Origin of the sequence: Fulvitalea axinellae, assembly GCF_036492835.1 — a bacterium.
GTDB classification, from domain to species: domain Bacteria; phylum Bacteroidota; class Bacteroidia; order Cytophagales; family Cyclobacteriaceae; genus Fulvitalea; species Fulvitalea axinellae.
The window spans coordinates 726261-743653 of sequence record NZ_AP025314.1 but is presented as its reverse complement, the minus strand read 5'-3'; the positions used below and the strand labels follow the sequence as shown (position 1 = coordinate 743653).

The following is a 17393-nucleotide window of genomic DNA, read 5'->3' as shown; positions in this document are numbered from 1 at the left end:
ACAAAAAATCGTAGCAAAAGTACACGGTGAGATTACGCAAATTCTATAAGAAAAGTCCTTTGAGGGGGCTTTTACGCTGAACTTGCCTTGAGATTTGGACTGCCAGGCCTACTTCTTCTTTTTGTCTTTCTTCATATCCCTGAAGAACCTAGACCAAGCGAAAGGGTTCAGGAAATTGCTGGAAGGAGCCATGCTCCCGCGGTTGAGGTTTTGGAAATACTGGTTCTGGTATTCAGAATATCCGCTGGCCCCATCGTTGCCCAAGGCGTAAGCCGCTTGGCGAATAACTTTACGGTCCACGTTACCCATAATATTCTGGTTGTAACGGTTCGGGTCAGGCATTTCCATAGTTAAAACCGCCTGCTTGAAGTCCTCCTCAGTCGGATAAGGTTTGATTTCCAGTTCGGGTAAGTAGAGCGTATCATATTCCATGTTCATCACGAAGGTGATGTTCTTGTCATAGTTTTCAGGAATTTCGTAATGCTTCCTGATATACCCCACGGTACTGGCCACCAAGCTATCGCCCGCCGCCACTGGCATAGTGAAGTAACCGTAAATATTGGTTGTAGTTCCCCTTCCCGATTTCGGAACGAAAATATGGACACCGGAAAGAGGCTCCATGGTCTCACCGTCCACAACTTGCCCTGAAAACTGCAGGATTTTCGGCCCATCCTCTTTAGTGTTTTGCGCCGAAGCGAAAGCGAATGTGACCAAAATCAACGAAAGGGTTAGAAAAAATCTGTTCATCGGGAACGTATATAAATTTAGACAGCTACATTGTGGACAATGATCGCCTTCTCAGTCCGAAATTCCTGTTTTGGATCCTCCAAAGACATTAGCCCTGCGGGCTTATTTTACGGTTTGGATGGCTATCGCCGTTGTTTTGGGGACTTCAATTTCCGCAAAGCTACGGAAGCACCCTTAAGGAGAACGACAATTTTCCTATTTTCGTTGAAAATAACAAGAAAAAAGCGCTTATGCGACTTAAGAATTTCAGTCTTCCGGTAGGGCGACAGATTTTCAAGGCCCTTTCCGACGACGCCCGGATTAGAATCCTAGTACTGCTTTTCGAAAACGGCAGGATGTGCGTCAGCGACCTAGAGTTGATTTTGGACTTTACACAGGCCAAAACCTCAAGGCATATGACCTACCTGAAAAACTCGGGTATAGTTACCAGCGAAAAAGCCGACCAGTGGGTTTTCTATTACATCAAAGACGAGGTGATGGACATCATCGGGCGGATGCTGGAGTTTATGGAAAAAGACATTACCCTGACAAAAGACCGGCAAACGTTCAAAACGCTATATTCGAACCGGGAACTGGCCTTGTTTAAGGTAGATCATGCAAGGTATCGGTAGAACGGAGAGTTTGGGCATAAAAAAACGCTTCCTCAAAAAAGGAAGCGTTTTTTTATATTGAAAATGTTTCTTACGCTAATCTTTCGTCATCTGCTTCAGTTGACAGGCGCCACTTTCCAGTGTCCTTGTCTTTGATCACACGAATCGTTCCCGTCTTGCGAGCGCCGTCATAGTAATCGTAAGTAACCGCATAGATAACGTCTTGCTGAGGGCTGTAATTGGCTTCCAAGATTTTCTCAACCTTTTCCAGCACAATTGTAGTGGCTTCCTCTTCAGTCTTGCCTTTTACGTAGAAGTTGTAGTAGGTGCCGTCGTCAGTCACTTTATAGTCATTGTTAACCAAAGTGATTTTCTTGGCAGGGTCCGTAGCCCACATTTTCTTCTTTTGCTTGTAAGTGTACTCTTCCGTTACATTTTCCGTCGTAGACGGGATTTTGCTTGTAACTTCCCAAGTTCCTTTGTCAGCGTGAGACCAGTCATAAGCCACCGTAACGTTCTCTGAGAGCATCCACTTAGCTCCGTCGAAGGTGAAGTGGTTCGCCTCTACGTTATTACCGTAGTACTTGAACTTGATGGTTTGCTTAGCTCCAGCTTTCGCTTCAGTGTACTTCGCCTTGAGGAAATCCGGCAGAAAATCTTCAGTCTTGGTTGAGTAAGAGAAATTCTTGTATTTGCCTGGCTGATCATCTTCCGTACCCATAGAAGTGTAGTCATCGTTTGAAAGCGAATAGGCATCATCGATGTTAAAACCGGCGTCCTGCTCTGATTTGGTCCAAACAGTCCCATCAAAGCTGAAAACCTCATACTTTTCAGTACTTCCTCTGTAAACGTACTCAACCAATTTGGTATTTCCTTCTACAGCGCTAGGGTAACGGGTTCTCAAAGTGGCGGCAACATACTCTTCAGGCTTGTTGTCGTTCTTAGAAGAGAAGTTGTTAAACTTTCCCGGGTCATTATCTCCTGTGCCAAAAGCGTCATAGTCTTCAGACACAAGCTTATAATCCTTCATCGAAAACTCGTCGTTGTACACTGAAGAAGTGTAGAACTTAAACGTGATTTTCAATGTCGGCTCGTCACCTGCGTCAGGAGTCACGAATTTCTTACCCAAGAAATCAGGAAGAAAGTTCTTCGCAGGATTGTACTTGGAGAAGTTCTTATACTTGGCTATATCGTCACCAATGGCCGTGTAATCTGCCTCAACCATCGTGTACATGTTGCCTTCAGGAAGAACAGACTTCGGCAAGTTACCTTTGATGAAATCGTTTTGGGCTTTTTTGTCCTTGTCGATTTCATCGTACATATCCTCGGTGGAATCGCAAGCGGCGAAGCCAAGCATGCTGACTACCGCTGCGGACAAGATATATCTTTTCATTTTCATTGATCCTTGTGTTTAAAGCGAAGCTTATCCCCGATTAGAATTTTACTTTGAGGCCCATTGACCACGTTCTTCCGAATCCGTAGTATACGTTAGCCGACTGCCAGTCGTGGCCAGTTCCATCCTCGGCGTCCGACACGTACTCTTCGTCAAAGATGTTGTTAAGCTTTCCGTAAAGCGTAGCATCAAACTGTCCGAGCTTGAATTTGTACCTTACGTTGGCGTCGAACAATCCATATTCAGGAAGCTCCCAAGCCTGAACACCTTTTTCAGCTTCCGACCCACGGTCAGCCGGGTCAAACTTAGCGTAAAGGTTGTCATAGTAGTTGTAGTCCATACCTACTTTGAAGCCTTCAAAAATCTCGTAGTCAGCTCCGAGTGCCAAGGTAGTTTGCGCGGCGTCACCAACTTTGAGGTCGGCGATATAGATATTCACGACATCTACAAGGTTTTGGTCCTGGTCAAACAAACCAACCTCCGTCAGGTCGTCTTGCCAAGTCCAATCGCCGAAAGAAGCCATACCTCTGATTTCGAGGCCTCTTGCCGGCTTTGCCAAGAAATCAACCTCAATACCTTGGTGCAAGGCGTTTACACCCGTGAGGTTAGCGACAACTTGCTGCTCGCCAGCACCCGAGGTCTTAACAACAGACTTGTCCTTCCAAAGCGTACGGTAAGCGTTAATATTGGCAGAGAAGTACTCGCTACGGAATCCGTACCCCAGCTCAAGGCTAAACACCTTCTCATTTTCAGCGTCCTCGTTCACGTCGTTCTTGTAGTTCAGGAATACCGAACGGAAAAACGGAGCGCGAGAGAAGTAACCGACATTGGCAAACACGTTATGCGAATCGTTGATGTTGTAGTTGGCGCCACCTTTGATGCCGTATCCCAAAAAGTCAACCCAATCGCTTTCTTGTCCTTTCATGCCTTGATCGAAATCCGGCTGTCCCAAAGCATCGATATAGGTCTGTTTTTTCTCAGGGTTGCTGTTCAGCTCGCTGATCAGACCGTCAGAGAAATAGTTGAAATAGTCAACACGCTTGTACCAAGTTCCCGAAAGGGTAGCCGAAGCGAAAGCGGAAAGATTGTTTTTCGAATATTCCGCCTGGAAAAATGTTCCGAGCCAGCCAACGTGGCCATCGTTATGGTAGTTAACCTTATCTCCTTCACGAGCGACAGTGTTCTTCATTGTGTTGAACTCCTTGTCGTCTACGTAAAAATCGCCTCCGAGCAAGTCTCTAACTTCACGGTAGTGCTGTCCAATGTAGTAACGAGCGTCAAGTCCACCGTTGAACGTCCAAACGTCGTTAGCTTCGTGCGTCAAGCTAGACAATGCGCCGAACCAAGTGTGGTTGTTAACAGAGTTACGGATGATCGTCTCCGACCCGTTCTTTCCAGCCGCAACGTTTTCGTCCACAATCTTATCGAAATCGATCAGACCACTTCTACGGTAATCATTACCGTCTTTTTGAGTTCCGTACCAACCAGAACCTCCGCCTGTACCTCTAGAAGCGTAAACAGAGGTGGCCAAGTCCGTTTTATCGGAAATCGTCCAGTAGTGGTTAAGGGTAGCCTGAGGCTTGTGGTAATAGTTCTTTCTTACGTTGAACTCTTGTCCGGCTTTGTATCCCCAGTCGAAGTTTTCTTTGATGCCGTTAGCCTCGAAATACTCGATGCCTTTGCGGGTGCTACGCTGACCGTGCTCTTGAGGAGCTCCGAAAACCGTGAAAACAAGTTCGTGGTTGTCGTTGAAAGTCTTTGACACCGCCAAGAAGTATGACCACGCGTCAAAAGCCGTTCCGTCAACATATCCGTCACCGGTTGTCTTCGAGCCAGAGAAAGTTACTGAGTAACCATTGTCCATCATTCCGGTAGAAAGCGTCAAAGCTTGCTTTGAGTAACCGTCGTTTCCGATCCAAGCACCGAAGCTTCCGCCTTTGCGCATGTCAGAGCTTTTCGTGATGATGTTGATGGTACCGCCAATAGACGAGATTGCCAATTTAGAGGCTCCGAGTCCGCGTTGCACCTGCATACTGCGAGTTACGTCCGAAAGTCCTGCCCAGTTAGACCAGTACACCTGTCCCGACTCCATGTCGTTGATCGGCACACCGTTGATAAGTACACCAACATTGTCCGAGTCAAAACCACGGATGTTAACACGGGCGTCGCCGTATCCACCACCTTGCTTAGTTGCGTAAACGCCAGGGGTAGATTTCAGCACCTCGGGAAATTCCTGCGTTCCCAATTTCTCCTCAATAGCCTCAGGCTTGATGTTGGAGATGGCTACCGGAGTTTTTCTGTCAACGGCGATGTCGGCGATAACCTCCACCTCGTTAAGCATCTGATCCGCACCAGTAAGGTTCAGGGCTCCCAAATCGAGCGTACCGCCATTCAGTTGGATGCTCTTTTCGAAATCTTCGAAACCAATGAACGAGATCACCAAAATGGCGCTTCCCGACTTAGAGGTTTTGAAGGAGAACTTACCGTTCAAGTCCGTGATGGCTCCTTCGCTGGTGCCTTTCAGGAACACGTTGGCGCCAAGAACGTCCTCTTGGGTTTCGGCGTCAACAACATGCCCTTTGATCACTGTCTGGGCCCATGCGCCAGCGGTGATAGCAAACAGCATGAAAATGCTGAGTAAAAACTTTCTCATAGCGTAATCGGAATTGTTTACCTTAAATTGTTTTAATAATCCCTCTTCAGCCACAAAACTATTGGAACTACTTGGAGCGTAGCATCGTACATAAGTTAAATAATTTATAAGAAGGTTATTGATTGCTTAACATTAAGATAACATGTTTTCATTGCATGTTATTATATAAATAAAATAAGAATTGAATTTAAAAATTGCCTTAACAGAAGATTAATGATGTATTTAGAGAAAAGACAGAATATAAATACCGGAGATGGGAATATACTGCGCAACAATTATCGTTAATCATATTTTACCTGTACGTTAAGTAAAATTGATTTAAACCCGTATTCTCCATATATCAAAATCCTTTACACAAATGGACCAAGCATAAAATCAAACTCACCAAACTTATGTCTGAGAAAATTCTCCAGACCTTTTTCCGATTTTTAGTCATTTCATCGAAAAGCAGGATCAAAAAACACGCAACCAGAACTCACACTACAGGACAAAAACTCTCATAAGGGTGTTTTTTTAAGCATCAAAACTAAAAAAAACGTTTTTAACTTCCAGCGAGGATTAAAAATCAAAAAAGAGGCCCACCCCAACAAAAACTGATTTTTTCGGCATCCCTTACATCTGTCTCCCTTCCAACCGCCCTCAGTTTATCCCAAATTCAGGAATCTGTGTTTTCAAAATTACCCCAAACACATCTTTCGAGATTCCCGCCAGTATTCCCTAACCATATACCACTGATTTATTCGACAAAAAACGGATTCCCTTTATGAAAATCGCTCCATGTCGAGACTTCGAGATCTGTTTCGCACACATATTGAAAGAAAGAAACCGTAGAGCAAATGCCTAAACCGCATTCGTATTGCAATAATCTATATAAAGCCTAACTTTACGGCCTTGCTTCGTCCGCCATGCGGACTGGCCGTGAGGACTAACAACTCATATTCATGGAAATCATAAAAACGGGAATCAAAGGGCTGGTGGAAATAAAGCCCAAGGTTTTCGGCGACGAGAGAGGATGCTTTTTCGAGTCGTTCAGGGAGGACGCGTTAAAATCGGCCGGTATTTCGGAACATTTCGTTCAGGACAACCAATCGTTTTCACGCAAAGGAGTGGTCAGGGGACTGCATTTCCAACAAGGGGAACACGCCCAAGGAAAACTTGTGAGGGTAACCGAAGGCAAAGTGCTGGACGTGGCCGTCGATCTACGGCCCGAATCTCCAACTTTCGGACAGCACAGAAGCGTGGTGCTCGACAGTAAATCGCACAATATGCTTTACGTACCGCCTGGAATGGCCCACGGTTTCGCTACACTCGAGGACGCCGTGTTCTTATATAAATGTACCGCATATTATAATAAGGAGTCGGAAGGGGGAATTCTTTGGAATGACCAAGACCTGTGCATAGACTGGAGAATAGAAAATCCCGTGATCTCGGAAAAAGACGCCGTTCTGCCCACCTTCGCCCAATGGGTGGCCAACAACACCCAAAACAGCCGAGCCTAACCAGCCCGGAAACCACAAAAAACAACCGGCACAACGTGCCCAAATCTACGCTTATGATTGTCTTGACCGGAGCCACCGGCGTAATCGGTAAACATATTCTGAGAAACTTGGTCAATCGCGGCCACCGTGTGCGCTGTATGCTGAGGCCCGGACGTTCGCAGGAAGGTTTACCCGACTATGGCGAATTGGTCTCTTGGCAAGAGGCTTCCCTATTCGACCCATCGGATTTGGAAAACCTTCTGAATGGCGCTGAAAAGGTCATTCACTCCGCCGGCTTCGTGTCTTTTCTCAGGAGCGACCGTGACAATTTGTTCAAAACCAACGTCGAGGGCACGGCAAATTTGGTTAACGCATGCCTAGACGCCGGAATCAAGAAACTCGTCCACCTTAGTTCCATAGCCGCTTTGGGAAGCGGAAAGAAAAGCGGAACCGTGGATGAAAAGGCAAAATGGGAAGAAGACAACGCCTCGGCTTACGCCCACAGCAAGCGGTTGGCCGAACAGGAAGTCTGGAGAGCCGAAGCCGAAGGCCTCAGTGTCGCCGTGGTGAACCCATCGGTTGTGTTGACTAACGAACACGGAGACCGGAGCAGCGCTGAGCTCAACAACCGGATGCTTGCCAAAAAATCGATTTACCCGAAGGGGGATATGAACTATGTGGATGTCCGCGACGTAGCCGAAATCGTAAGCCAACTCGTCGAATCGGATATTTCCGGAGAACGTTTCGTCTTGAGCGCAGGAAAAACGAGCTTTTCGGAACTTCGACAGCTTTTTGTCAAATTCTCAGGACTACAGAAGCCTAAGAATATCGAACTCGGATCGGGCCTGATGGGCACTGGCGCCATGTTGGCCAATATCGCCGCCGTGTTAAGGGGAAAAACGGCTCCATACGCCATCGGTTCCATAAAAAACATAGGCAAGTGCCCACTTTACGACTCGTCCAAAGTTTCTAACGCCTTAGGCGTGCGCTTCAGAGGTTTAGACGAGTCCCTGTCTTGGATATGCGAGTCCCTCCAGAGGGGCTCCGAGACCGTTTCCAAAAAATCCCCGGCCCAAAGATGAATCTCACTTTTTTTTGCTACCTTGTTCTATAACACCCGTTAGAAAGAACTAAGAATAGGGTTTTCATGAGGAAAGAATTCGATAGCGGAGAACAAAAGAAAGCTCTGATCCAAAATTTCGAAAGGCACCTGAAAGGGGAAACAAACCTTTTCCTCGACTGGGAAGCCTTTGAGGAAATCATAGAGCATTACGTTGACAAGGGTAAGTACAACTTGGCCCTTAAAGCTTGCGCGCTGGCCGAAGAGATGCATCCCTTTTCCATGGAGACCTTCGTCGCCAAAGCCAGGATACTCAATTATCAGGAACAATTCGAGGAAGCCCTAACCATTCTTGAGGAAAGGGTTTTGCCCTTGCAAGCCTCGGATCTCGACGCCCTTTCCGAAAAAGCGCATTCGCTATTCGGCTTGGGAGATTGCGAATCCAGCCTCGAAATACTCGAACACGTACTGCTTATGGGCCACGAACGGGAAGAGACTCTTTACCGTATCGGCTTGGCCAAAATGGCGTTGGACCGTGTGGAAGAAGCGATCGGTTGCTTTAAGCAAACATTGGAATCGAACCCTTACCACTCAAACGCCCTGTTCGAGTTAGCGTATTGCTACGACGTAACCGACAAAATCGACGAAAGCGTAAAGTATTACATGCGGTTCATCGATGAGGAACCTTACTCGCAACACGCTTGGTATAACTTGGGAATCCTTTTCAATAAACAAGGGAAAAGGGAAAAGGCAATCTGGGCCTACGATTACGCCACGCTGATAGACCCGACATTTTCCTCGGCCATGTTCAATATGGGCAAGACCTACGCCGAATCCGGAAAACCGGACAAGGCGCTGGAAATTTTCTCGGAAGTGGTAAAGCTCGAAGGCCCTTCTTCCGAAGTTTATCTGCAAATGGCCCTGACTTACCAGATCAAAGGCGACGACAATAACACAATTCTCAATTTCCAGAACGCCATTCAGGAAAACGAGAATTTCGCCGAAGCCTGGTTTTTTCTCGGAAACTACTTGGTGGAACAACTTAAATTCACCGATGCGATTCCGTTTCTCAAAAAAGCTACACAGCTTGAGCCCGACAACGACCACTTCTGGCGGACTTTGGGACAAGCCCGTTTCCATTGCGGAAACATCACGGACGCTTTGGAGGCTTACGAGGAAGCTGTTGTGCTAAACCCCGCCGAGATCAATATCTGGACAGAATGGTCCGATATGTACCAATGGACTCAACAATCCGATAAGGCTGTTGAGATTATGACCGCCGCTTTGGAGGAATTTCCCGACGCTGCGCAATGCCATTACCGCCTGGCCGCCTACAATTTTCTTGGAGGCAAACGTAGCCAAGCTGTAGAAAACTTAGAAAAGGCCCTAACTAACGATTTCGAAAAGCATAAAGACCTTATCGTCTTCTTTCCAGAATTGGAAAAAGACGACGAGATGATGCGTATCATAGACAAATACCGAAATAAATGAATTATACTCTGAAGGATTTGCCGGAGAGAACCCAGAAGCCCCGCCAATCGGGATCAACCATGGTGATGGACAAAGGGCTCAGCCTCCGGGAAGTGGAAGATTTCCTGAGCGTGTCCGGCGAATACGTTGATATAGTGAAGTTTGGATTCGGCACCTCTTGCGTCACGCCTAACCTGAAGGAAAAAATCGCTCTTTATAAAGAAGCCGGGATTCCGACTTACTTCGGCGGAACGCTATTCGAAGCCTTCGCTATCCGCAACCAATTCGACGACTACCGCCGAGTGCTCGACAAGTACGGAATGGAGTATGTAGAAGTATCGGACGGATCCATTGAGCTGGACCACGAAAAAAAATGCGACTACATCCATAAACTGGCGGACAGCTACACGGTCCTGTCCGAAGTTGGTTCGAAAGACGCCGAAAAAATTATTCCTCCATACAAGTGGATCGCTCAGATGCAGGCCGAACTCGACGCTGGATCATGGAAAGTGATCGGCGAAGCGCGCGAAGCCGGAAATGTTGGCTTGTTCCGCTCCAGTGGCGAAGTTCGTTCGGGATTGGTAGAGGAAATCCTCACTAAGATTCCGTTCGAAAAAATCATCTGGGAGGCTCCCCAGAAAGCACAGCAGGTGTTCTTCGTAAAACTCTTGGGCGCCAACGTAAACTTGGGCAACATCGCTCCAAACGAAGTGATTCCTTTGGAAACTATCCGTCTCGGATTACGTGGTGACACGTTTATGGAATTTATCAAAGCAGAAACTATCGCTTTCAAATAAGCGAAAACCATAAGACTAAAAAGGGTCCGAAACCATACGGTGTCGGACCCTTTTCGTTTTGTCTATTTCAAATTGTCGATGTCAAAACTCGACTCCGACTTTTACATCGGCTTGGCGGGGTTCCCGAACATCGTGGCCCCTTCCGGAACATCCGCTACCACAACCGAACCGGCTCCAATACGAGCGCCAGCTCCCACTTTCACGCCAGCCACAATCGTCACACCGGCACCGATAAACGCGCTCTCAGCGATTTCGGCATTCGCTCCGACAATACTTCCGGCACCAACCTGCACAAAATCCTCAAGCTTGGCTCCGTACTCCACAATCGCTCCCGAATTCAGGATACAGTGATTCGGCACCTTCGCGCCGGCGCCTACCGTAGCGTTTGCGTTAATGAAATTGCCATAGCCTAAATGCGCCGAAGGAGACACCACAGCCGAATTATGCACGGCGTTGGTAGGCATCACTTTACGTTTGTCCTTGAGCATGTCCACAATCTCGCGACGCAACTCGTTGTCGTCCGTCGCTACGAAGGCTTCGCACTTTTTACCGATCAATTTCAGGTAACCGTGATCATCCGTAGAGCTCAACACCGAGATATCGTCGATCAGGTTTCCGTGTGTTTCTTTATCGTCATCCAGAAAACCGTAAACCACAATGGAATTGCTGTTGAAAATTTCCAAAGCGGCCCTGGCTATGCCTGTAGACCCGAATATTATGACTGGATTTTTCATGTTTCGTCTTTGTCTTCCGTTATAAGGGGCAAAGATACGTTTTTTGGGCATTTACCGGGAGGCAAATCCGCCAACCGCTTCCCTTATATGGTATTGCAACTGAATTTACTTAAATTAGATAGTTACCCGAACCATATATTCGGAATAATATTTCGTCAATGGCGAAAAAATCAAAATTTCAAAAAATAAAAAAAAGAGCAAAACTTGAAATCGCTCTAAAAATATTACAATTACCATGAGTCAGAACACTATCGATACGGAAAAAAAATTTATAACGTACAAAGGTCTTAATTTCACGGAAAGTGATACTCTTGAAAGGTCCAAAGAGTTCTACGGCTTGATGGACAAGCGCCGGAGTGTCAGGGACTTTTCCGACAAGCCCGTTCCGAAAAAGGTTATCGACAACATAATTCGTACCGCTTCTACCGCACCGTCGGGAGCGCACAAACAGCCTTGGACTTTTTGCGTGGTTTCGAACGCCGAACTCAAGTCTCGCATCCGGAAAATGGCGGAAGAGGAGGAATACAAAAGCTACCACGGGCGCATGAGCGACGAATGGCTCGACGACCTGAAGCCGTTGGGCACGGACTGGGTCAAAGAATTTCTCGATATCGCCCCATGGTTGATAATCGTAATGAAAAAGCCTTATGACTTGGGCGAGAACGGCGAAAAACGCCAAAATTATTATGTAAATGAATCGGTGGGATTGGCCAGCGGTTTTCTGCTAGCGGCCATTCACGAAGCCGGACTCGTATCGCTCACGCATACGCCATCGCCAATGAACTTTTTGGCGAAAGCCTTGGAAAGGCCCGAAAACGAACGTCCGTTTTTGCTGATTCCGGTAGGCTATCCCGCAGACGATTGTCAGGTTCCGGACTTGGAGCGCAAGCCTTTGGAAGATGTAGCCGTTTATTACGAATAAAAGATCCGAAATCGATTTTAGGCCAACCCAAGGCAAGACAGCCGACCGTCTCTTCGTTTTAATTCTGGACGAAAATCATTTCCTTTGCCGGGAATAGCCATAAATCCCCGATCTAGTTTTCGGGACGACAACCACTATCGTATGAAAAACGTTTTTCTTATACTCTTCGCGTTCGCCCTGCTGACTGCCTGTGGCGCCGAGAAAGACACCTGTGTTGACAAACCTGACCTGGGCGGAATAAAGGTAGATTTGAACATAGAAAGACTGGAAGACGACTGGAAAAACTGTGAGAGCGAAGAGGCCATGCTGGCTTTTATGAACCGCAACCCGGAAATAGCGAGCGTTTTCTTCAAAAGGGACCAATACCCGAACGATTCGATTTTCGCCAAAGTAATGCTGGAACGCGCGAAAAACCCTGCGGTAGACACGCTCTATAACGAGTCAAAGAAACGTTTCGGCGATTTCTCGGATATCCGGGCCGATCTTGAGGAAACATTCAAAAGCATCAAATACCAATATCCGGATTTTGTCGCTCCGAAGGTGAAAACCATTATCTCCGGCTTGGCCAACGACATGTATTATTCGGATTCGCTGATCGTTATCGGCCTGGATTTTTATTTGGGCAAAGGCGCCACTTTCCGGCCGATCAATTATCCGTCGTACGTTTTGCGCCGTTACGACAAGCCGTATATCGTGCCCGGAATAGCCTTGTTGATGAGCCAGCGCTACAACCTCACGAACGGAAAAGATCGCACGATGCTCTCCGATATGGTGTTTTACGGAAAGTCTTATTATTTCGCGAAGCAAATCCTTCCCTGCACACCCGACAGCCTGCTAATCGGCTATACGAAGGAGGAATACGAGGAGGCCAACGAGCACCAACCGGTAATTTGGGCCAGCTTGTTGCAAAACGAAATGATCTACGAAACCGGGCACATGGAGAAAAGCAGATTTATGGACGAGAGACCGAACACGACCGAAATCGGGCCGAAATGTCCGGGACGGATCGGGCGCTTCGTAGGCTGGAAAATTGTGAACGAATACATGGAGCGCAAGCCGGAAACGTCGCTGAAAAGGTTGATGGCAGAGAAAAACTCAACGCTGATTTTCAAAGAATCGAAATATAAGCCTAGCTAAAATCAGTAGACTGGCAGGGCAGTTAGACAAAAAGAAGTCCGACGACTCGTTCGCCGGACTTCTTTTGTATCGGAAAGTCGGGATTATTTTACGGAAAAAGAATCCTTGAGCCTGATATCCTCCGAAGAACTTCCCGCCATTATCTGAAAACCGCCCGGTTCGACAACCTGCTTCATCTCCGCATTCCAAAGCGCCATTTCCTTAATAGGAATCTCAAACCGGACCGTAGCCGTAGCTTGTGGCGCTATTTCCACTTTGTCAAACGCCTTAAGAATTTTCAGCGGAGTCGTTACGCTACTCACCAAATCATTCAGATAAACCTGTACGACCTCTTTACCTTTTACGCTTCCAATATTTTTAACTTTTAGGCTCAAACGCAAAGTATCCGAACTGGCCAATTCCTTGTTCTCGATTTTAAGATCCGAATATTCGAAAGTTGTGTAGCTAAGGCCGTGGCCAAACGGATACAGCGCATCGGGAGAAGAGAAAACGAAATCTCTGCCCGGCTTTTCGGGAGTTCCCCTTTGCCTGTAATAACCTTTTCCGGAAGGCTTTTTATGATAGTATGACGGAATATGGCCAACGCTTTTCGGTACGGAAACGCTTAGTTTGCCTGACGGATTCGCATTTCCGAAAAGAATATCGGCCACGGCTTTTCCACCTTGTTCGCCGGGATACCACGCCTCCACAATCGCCGGCAGGTTTTCGTTTTCCCAAGCGATGGAATACGGCCGGCCATGCACCATCACCAACACCACGGGCTTGCCCGTCTCCTGAATCGCCCGTATAAGTTTGGGCTGAACACCTGGAGGCGACAGCTCCGTTCGGTCGTAACCTTCGCCACAAGTTGCGTAATCCGACGGTTCTTTCCCCCAACCAATTCCGGAAAGCACCGCGCTAGTTCCGCCTATTACCAATACTACGGCGTCACTTTCCCGGGCCGTTTCCACCGCTTTTTTTATACCGCTTTCGTCAAGATCCGTTATGCCACAGCCTTCCGCATAACGCACTTCGACTTTGCTTCCGACCGTTTCACTAATTCCCTCAAGAACGGTTATGCCCGACGATTTATGCTTGGTGTAACTATAATCACCATACTGAACCCTATCAGCGTTCGGGCCAATTACGGCTACGGATTTCAGCTTGTCCATATCCAAAGGCAAAGTCGCGTTTTCGTTTTTCAACAGTGTCACAGACTCCACAGCCACCTGATACGCGAGCTTTTTGGCCTCATCCGAGCGGATAACCTTTTGTTCTTGTTCCGACACATGGTATGGTTTATCGAACAGCCCAGCTTTGAATTTCGCCGTAAGAATATGCCTGACCGCATTATCTATAAGCGTTTCGTCGGCTTTTCCGCTTTTCACCATTTCGGCCAACTTGGCAAAACCGTAAGGATATGGCGCCTCCACTTCCACACCGGCCTTGAGCGCCCGCAAGCCCGCGTCTTGGGCATCGGAAGCCGTTTTCTGAAACCTGCCCAGCATTTCAATTCCTTGATAATCGGAAAAAACATAACCGCCAAAACCGATTTCTTCGCGAAGCAAATCCGTGAGCATAGACTCGTTGGCGTGTAGCGGAATGCCGTTCAACTCGTTATAAGAAGGCATTACGGCGTAAATGTTGGCTTCCTGTATCGCTTTTTTGAATGGGTAAAGGTGTAGATTCCTCAAATCCCTAGCCCCGACACTGACAGGCCCCAGATTGATCCCACCAATCGGAGCGCTGTACGCCAAATAGTGCTTTGCCATCGCCATAAGATTCCCTTCCGGAATAGAATCAACGGTAGCCTTCGGGTCTCCCTGCAAACCTGTGACGAACGCTTTCCCAATTTCGGCCACCAAAAAGGGATCTTCGCCGTAACACTCTTCCACTCTTCCGTACCTTGGGTCTAAAGCAAGATCAAAAAGTGGTGACAACGCCTGGTCAACGCCCGTCAGGCTGGCTTCGCGGGCGATGGTTTTCGCCATATCTTGGATAAGCTCGGGATTCCAAGTCGAACCTTGGCCGATGGCTTGTGGAAAAATCGTAGCTCCATGCGCCATAAAACCATGCAGACATTCGGCAATTTGGATTGCGGGAATTCCCAGCCTAGTATTTTCCCTCAGATACCGGTCCGCCACTTCAGAGCGTTTGGAAATATCGGCGATATCGGTAAACGAGCTTTCCAAAAAACCAATGCCCGGACCGCCAAGCAAAGAATCTAGAGAAGGCTTGGTTATATTTCCTTGCTCGTCCGTCTCCAGCCTTCGCAGGGTAGTCATATTCATCTGGGCCACTTTCTCTTCCAAAGTCATACGGCCCAGCAGATCGTTCACCCTTTCTTCAACAGAATAGTTTCTGTTCTTATAAATCGGGTTCTCTTCGTTGCTCTTTTGCGTTGAGCATGAAGCAGTGAAAATTAGAAAAAGGAGAAGCCCTCCTAGCGTTCCGGTTGTGATTCTCATACAAAAAAAATATTGCGATTTCAGATTATGTTATTTGTCAATCAGCCTGAATATCGCGGGTAGAGACTTTCGATAAAAGCGAGAATGCCCGATAAACCGATTACCCCCTCAAAAACAAACCAGACCAGACCAGAAAACTTTATCACTAAGTGAAATTTACTTCATTTTCCGGGTTTCAAGTACCTGTATTCTGTTACTGCCTTTATCGCCATTTTTTCTGACAAGATGCTGTCTAATTTTAATATAGGTTAAAAGGTCATTTTTTTTCTCCGTAAAAGACTGATTGGCGAGTATTTCGCATAGATAACCGTAGCACTGCCCCGCTCTGTTTATCAGCTTGTCGTTTGGTGTTTATTCTAATTGATATGATGAAAAAGAGTGTAAAATCAGCGTGTGTTCTCGTATTGGCAATCTTATCATTCGCAGGGGCAAAGGCGCAAAGGCTGGAATATGGCGTCAAGGCCGGCTATAACTTGGCGTCAATGAGTGGTGACGTTGGCAACAAACCCAGATCGGGGTTTCATGTGGGCGGCTCTTTGGGCGGAATATTAACGCGTTATATTACGGTAGAGGCGGAATTACTCTATTCTGTAGAAGGCACATCGAGTCTCAGCCCTGAAAATGACGAGCCACTGAAACTCATGTATCTCAATATGCCGATGGCCGTCAAATATTACCCTATCGAGTGGTTAAGTCTTCGATTCGGGCCACAAGTCGGCGTATTGCTGGGCGCCCGGATGGACGGTAAATCTGTCACAAACGAATATTTCCCCGTAAACGTCGGGCTAAACGTTGGCGTAGGCTATGAGACCGCTTGGGGAATAGGCTGTAGTATCAGATACAATCACAGTTTGGTGAATGCCTTGCGCAACAGACACGACACGCAGAATAAAGAATACGCCGGATATCCGAGATCTTTACAATTATCCGTAGAAATCCGGTTTTAGCTTTCACTATAAGCTCTGGCAAGTACGCTTCGTGTTAGTTTTTAGAGATTTCAGCAAGAAAAGACAGGTTTCCCTGCCTGTTTTTTTTTATTCCGAAAAAATATTACTTCGAAAAAATGGCGCCAAATACCCACAGATTATGCGTAAGCGGATACAATATCCAGCATTCGCTTAAGTTGCCTAGCCCTTGACTCGTGAGTCTTTCCATAAGCCACCACCAAATTCCGAAGACAACGGGCTATAATCTCAAGATTCCCGCAAGGTTCGAAGAAATTCTCCTGAGTGGTAATCGGCAATTGGCTTACATATTCCTCAAGGTCCTCCCGCATAAAAATCACGCCCTTGTTGAAAGCGTTAATATAAAAATCACGCACCTCGCTTCGGTACATCAGTACGAAAATATTGGGAAGGTTGACTCCAAAAACCGGCAATCCCAACTTTTGGGCGATAAGCAGGTAAATCACGCAAAGGGTGATCGGGTTGCCCCGCCGGGTCTCTAACACCCTATTTATAAGAGAGTTTGCCGGAAGGTGAAAATCCGTCTCATTAGGCCCGAAACCTTTAAGGCGGAACAGATAATCGTTAAGCTGCTTTACTTGGTCAATAGCGTTGCCATGGATTCCGACTTGCGTCCAAGCTTCGTGGTACATTTGAGCGAAATCGGCCCGGAGTTTTTCTAATGGATAATCCGGATAAGCGGACCTTGAGATGATCCACATTCCTTTCAACAGGTCTTCGGATTCCATATCGGCCCAAAACCTTAATTCCGTTTCCAGATCATTCAACCGAATACGCTCGATCAATTCCTCCAACCTTGTCTGAAGCAGATAATCGTCAGTATTTTCCCAACGATGCTCCAAGATCGGTAGAGCGTCGGCGCCCATCCGCATTAGCCTGTCCTCGGCTATTTCGGTCACTTCCGTATCTTCGTCGTCCAATAAAGTGACTAGGGCGTTCAGCTCCGAATCTTTCATGAGAATACCTGGATTGGTGTTTAGAGAAATCGAAATATAAAAAA

14 protein-coding genes are annotated in these 17393 nt (G+C 47.0%); 8 read left to right on the top strand and 6 right to left on the bottom strand.

The window, feature by feature from the left end; genetic code table 11:
• Nucleotides 1-108: 108 nt before the first annotated feature.
• Nucleotides 109-747, bottom strand: coding sequence for a carboxypeptidase-like regulatory domain-containing protein (locus AABK39_RS03095; RefSeq protein WP_338393454.1), 639 nt, complete (start codon nucleotides 745-747; stop codon nucleotides 109-111).
• 230 nt (nucleotides 748-977) lie between these two features.
• Between AABK39_RS03095 and AABK39_RS03090 the strand changes: the two genes are divergently transcribed.
• Nucleotides 978-1358 (top strand): ArsR/SmtB family transcription factor, encoded by a 381-nt coding sequence (locus AABK39_RS03090; RefSeq protein ID WP_338393453.1) that lies wholly within the window; start codon nucleotides 978-980, stop codon nucleotides 1356-1358.
• Nucleotides 1359-1428: 70 nt separating this feature from the next.
• Here the strand turns inward: AABK39_RS03090 and AABK39_RS03085 are convergent, their stop codons facing one another.
• Nucleotides 1429-2736, bottom strand: a complete 1308-nt coding sequence (locus AABK39_RS03085; protein ID WP_338393452.1) for a hypothetical protein — start codon at nucleotides 2734-2736, stop codon at nucleotides 1429-1431.
• A gap of 34 nt (nucleotides 2737-2770) precedes the next feature.
• The gene (locus tag AABK39_RS03080) at nucleotides 2771-5383 is read right to left on the bottom strand and encodes a TonB-dependent receptor (protein ID WP_338393451.1); all 2613 of its coding nucleotides are present in this window, start codon (nucleotides 5381-5383) and stop codon (nucleotides 2771-2773) included.
• 941 nt (nucleotides 5384-6324) lie between these two features.
• Between AABK39_RS03080 and rfbC the strand changes: the two genes are divergently transcribed.
• The 4 genes from rfbC (at nucleotide 6325) to AABK39_RS03060 (ending at nucleotide 10188) form a co-directional block, all read left to right on the top strand.
• Nucleotides 6325-6882, top strand: coding sequence for a dTDP-4-dehydrorhamnose 3,5-epimerase (gene rfbC, locus AABK39_RS03075; protein ID WP_338393450.1), 558 nt, complete (start codon nucleotides 6325-6327; stop codon nucleotides 6880-6882).
• 53 nt (nucleotides 6883-6935) lie between these two features.
• Nucleotides 6936-7943, top strand: coding sequence for an NAD-dependent epimerase/dehydratase family protein (locus AABK39_RS03070; RefSeq protein ID WP_338393449.1), 1008 nt, complete (start codon nucleotides 6936-6938; stop codon nucleotides 7941-7943).
• Between the two features lie 65 nt (nucleotides 7944-8008).
• Entirely contained in the window at nucleotides 8009-9412 is a 1404-nt protein-coding gene (locus AABK39_RS03065; protein WP_338393448.1) for a tetratricopeptide repeat protein, read from the top strand.
• Nucleotides 9409-10188 (top strand): phosphosulfolactate synthase, encoded by a 780-nt coding sequence (locus AABK39_RS03060; protein ID WP_338393447.1) that lies wholly within the window; start codon nucleotides 9409-9411, stop codon nucleotides 10186-10188. The genes AABK39_RS03065 and AABK39_RS03060 overlap by 4 nt, the downstream gene beginning before the upstream one ends.
• A 101-nt stretch (nucleotides 10189-10289) precedes the next feature.
• Here AABK39_RS03060 and AABK39_RS03055 read toward each other — a convergent pair whose 3' ends face one another.
• Nucleotides 10290-10922, bottom strand: coding sequence for an acetyltransferase (locus AABK39_RS03055; protein ID WP_338393446.1), 633 nt, complete (start codon nucleotides 10920-10922; stop codon nucleotides 10290-10292).
• 235 nt (nucleotides 10923-11157) lie between these two features.
• Here AABK39_RS03055 and AABK39_RS03050 point away from each other — a divergent pair, with 235 nt between their 5' ends.
• Together AABK39_RS03050 and gldB are read left to right on the top strand one after the other, a co-directional pair.
• On the top strand, nucleotides 11158-11844 hold the full coding sequence (locus AABK39_RS03050) for a nitroreductase family protein (RefSeq protein WP_338393445.1): 687 nt from the start codon (nucleotides 11158-11160) through the stop codon (nucleotides 11842-11844).
• Between the two features lie 141 nt (nucleotides 11845-11985).
• Nucleotides 11986-12981 (top strand): gliding motility lipoprotein GldB, encoded by a 996-nt coding sequence (gene gldB / locus AABK39_RS03045; RefSeq protein ID WP_338393444.1) that lies wholly within the window; start codon nucleotides 11986-11988, stop codon nucleotides 12979-12981.
• Nucleotides 12982-13064: 83 nt separating this feature from the next.
• Here gldB and AABK39_RS03040 read toward each other — a convergent pair whose 3' ends face one another.
• Entirely contained in the window at nucleotides 13065-15428 is a 2364-nt protein-coding gene (locus AABK39_RS03040) for a glycoside hydrolase family 3 N-terminal domain-containing protein (protein WP_338393443.1), read from the bottom strand.
• A gap of 365 nt (nucleotides 15429-15793) precedes the next feature.
• Here AABK39_RS03040 and AABK39_RS03035 point away from each other — a divergent pair, with 365 nt between their 5' ends.
• Nucleotides 15794-16375, top strand: a complete 582-nt coding sequence (locus AABK39_RS03035; RefSeq protein ID WP_338393442.1) for a porin family protein — start codon at nucleotides 15794-15796, stop codon at nucleotides 16373-16375.
• 137 nt (nucleotides 16376-16512) lie between these two features.
• Here AABK39_RS03035 and AABK39_RS03030 read toward each other — a convergent pair whose 3' ends face one another.
• Complete coding sequence (locus AABK39_RS03030) at nucleotides 16513-17349, bottom strand: transglutaminase-like domain-containing protein (protein WP_338393441.1); 837 nt, start codon at nucleotides 17347-17349, stop codon at nucleotides 16513-16515.
• Nucleotides 17350-17393: the final 44 nt, after the last annotated feature.

Excerpts from the sequence above, each read along its gene's own strand:
- rfbC (WP_338393450.1), top strand. The coding sequence starts at position 6,325 with ATGGAAATCATAAAAACGGGAATCAAAGGGCTGGTGGAAATAAAGCCC.
- AABK39_RS03080 (WP_338393451.1), bottom strand. The coding sequence starts at position 5,383 with ATGAGAAAGTTTTTACTCAGCATTTTCATGCTGTTTGCTATCACCGCT.
- AABK39_RS03060 (WP_338393447.1), top strand. The coding sequence starts at position 9,409 with ATGAATTATACTCTGAAGGATTTGCCGGAGAGAACCCAGAAGCCCCGC.
- AABK39_RS03035 (WP_338393442.1), top strand. The coding sequence starts at position 15,794 with ATGATGAAAAAGAGTGTAAAATCAGCGTGTGTTCTCGTATTGGCAATC.
- AABK39_RS03070 (WP_338393449.1), top strand. The coding sequence starts at position 6,936 with ATGATTGTCTTGACCGGAGCCACCGGCGTAATCGGTAAACATATTCTG.
- AABK39_RS03095 (WP_338393454.1), bottom strand. The coding sequence starts at position 747 with ATGAACAGATTTTTTCTAACCCTTTCGTTGATTTTGGTCACATTCGCT.
- AABK39_RS03055 (WP_338393446.1), bottom strand. The coding sequence starts at position 10,922 with ATGAAAAATCCAGTCATAATATTCGGGTCTACAGGCATAGCCAGGGCC.
- AABK39_RS03065 (WP_338393448.1), top strand. The coding sequence starts at position 8,009 with ATGAGGAAAGAATTCGATAGCGGAGAACAAAAGAAAGCTCTGATCCAA.
- AABK39_RS03090 (WP_338393453.1), top strand. The coding sequence starts at position 978 with ATGCGACTTAAGAATTTCAGTCTTCCGGTAGGGCGACAGATTTTCAAG.
- AABK39_RS03050 (WP_338393445.1), top strand. The coding sequence starts at position 11,158 with ATGAGTCAGAACACTATCGATACGGAAAAAAAATTTATAACGTACAAA.
- gldB (WP_338393444.1), top strand. The coding sequence starts at position 11,986 with ATGAAAAACGTTTTTCTTATACTCTTCGCGTTCGCCCTGCTGACTGCC.
- AABK39_RS03085 (WP_338393452.1), bottom strand. The coding sequence starts at position 2,736 with ATGAAAATGAAAAGATATATCTTGTCCGCAGCGGTAGTCAGCATGCTT.
- AABK39_RS03030 (WP_338393441.1), bottom strand. The coding sequence starts at position 17,349 with ATGAAAGATTCGGAGCTGAACGCCCTAGTCACTTTATTGGACGACGAA.
- AABK39_RS03040 (WP_338393443.1), bottom strand. The coding sequence starts at position 15,428 with ATGAGAATCACAACCGGAACGCTAGGAGGGCTTCTCCTTTTTCTAATT.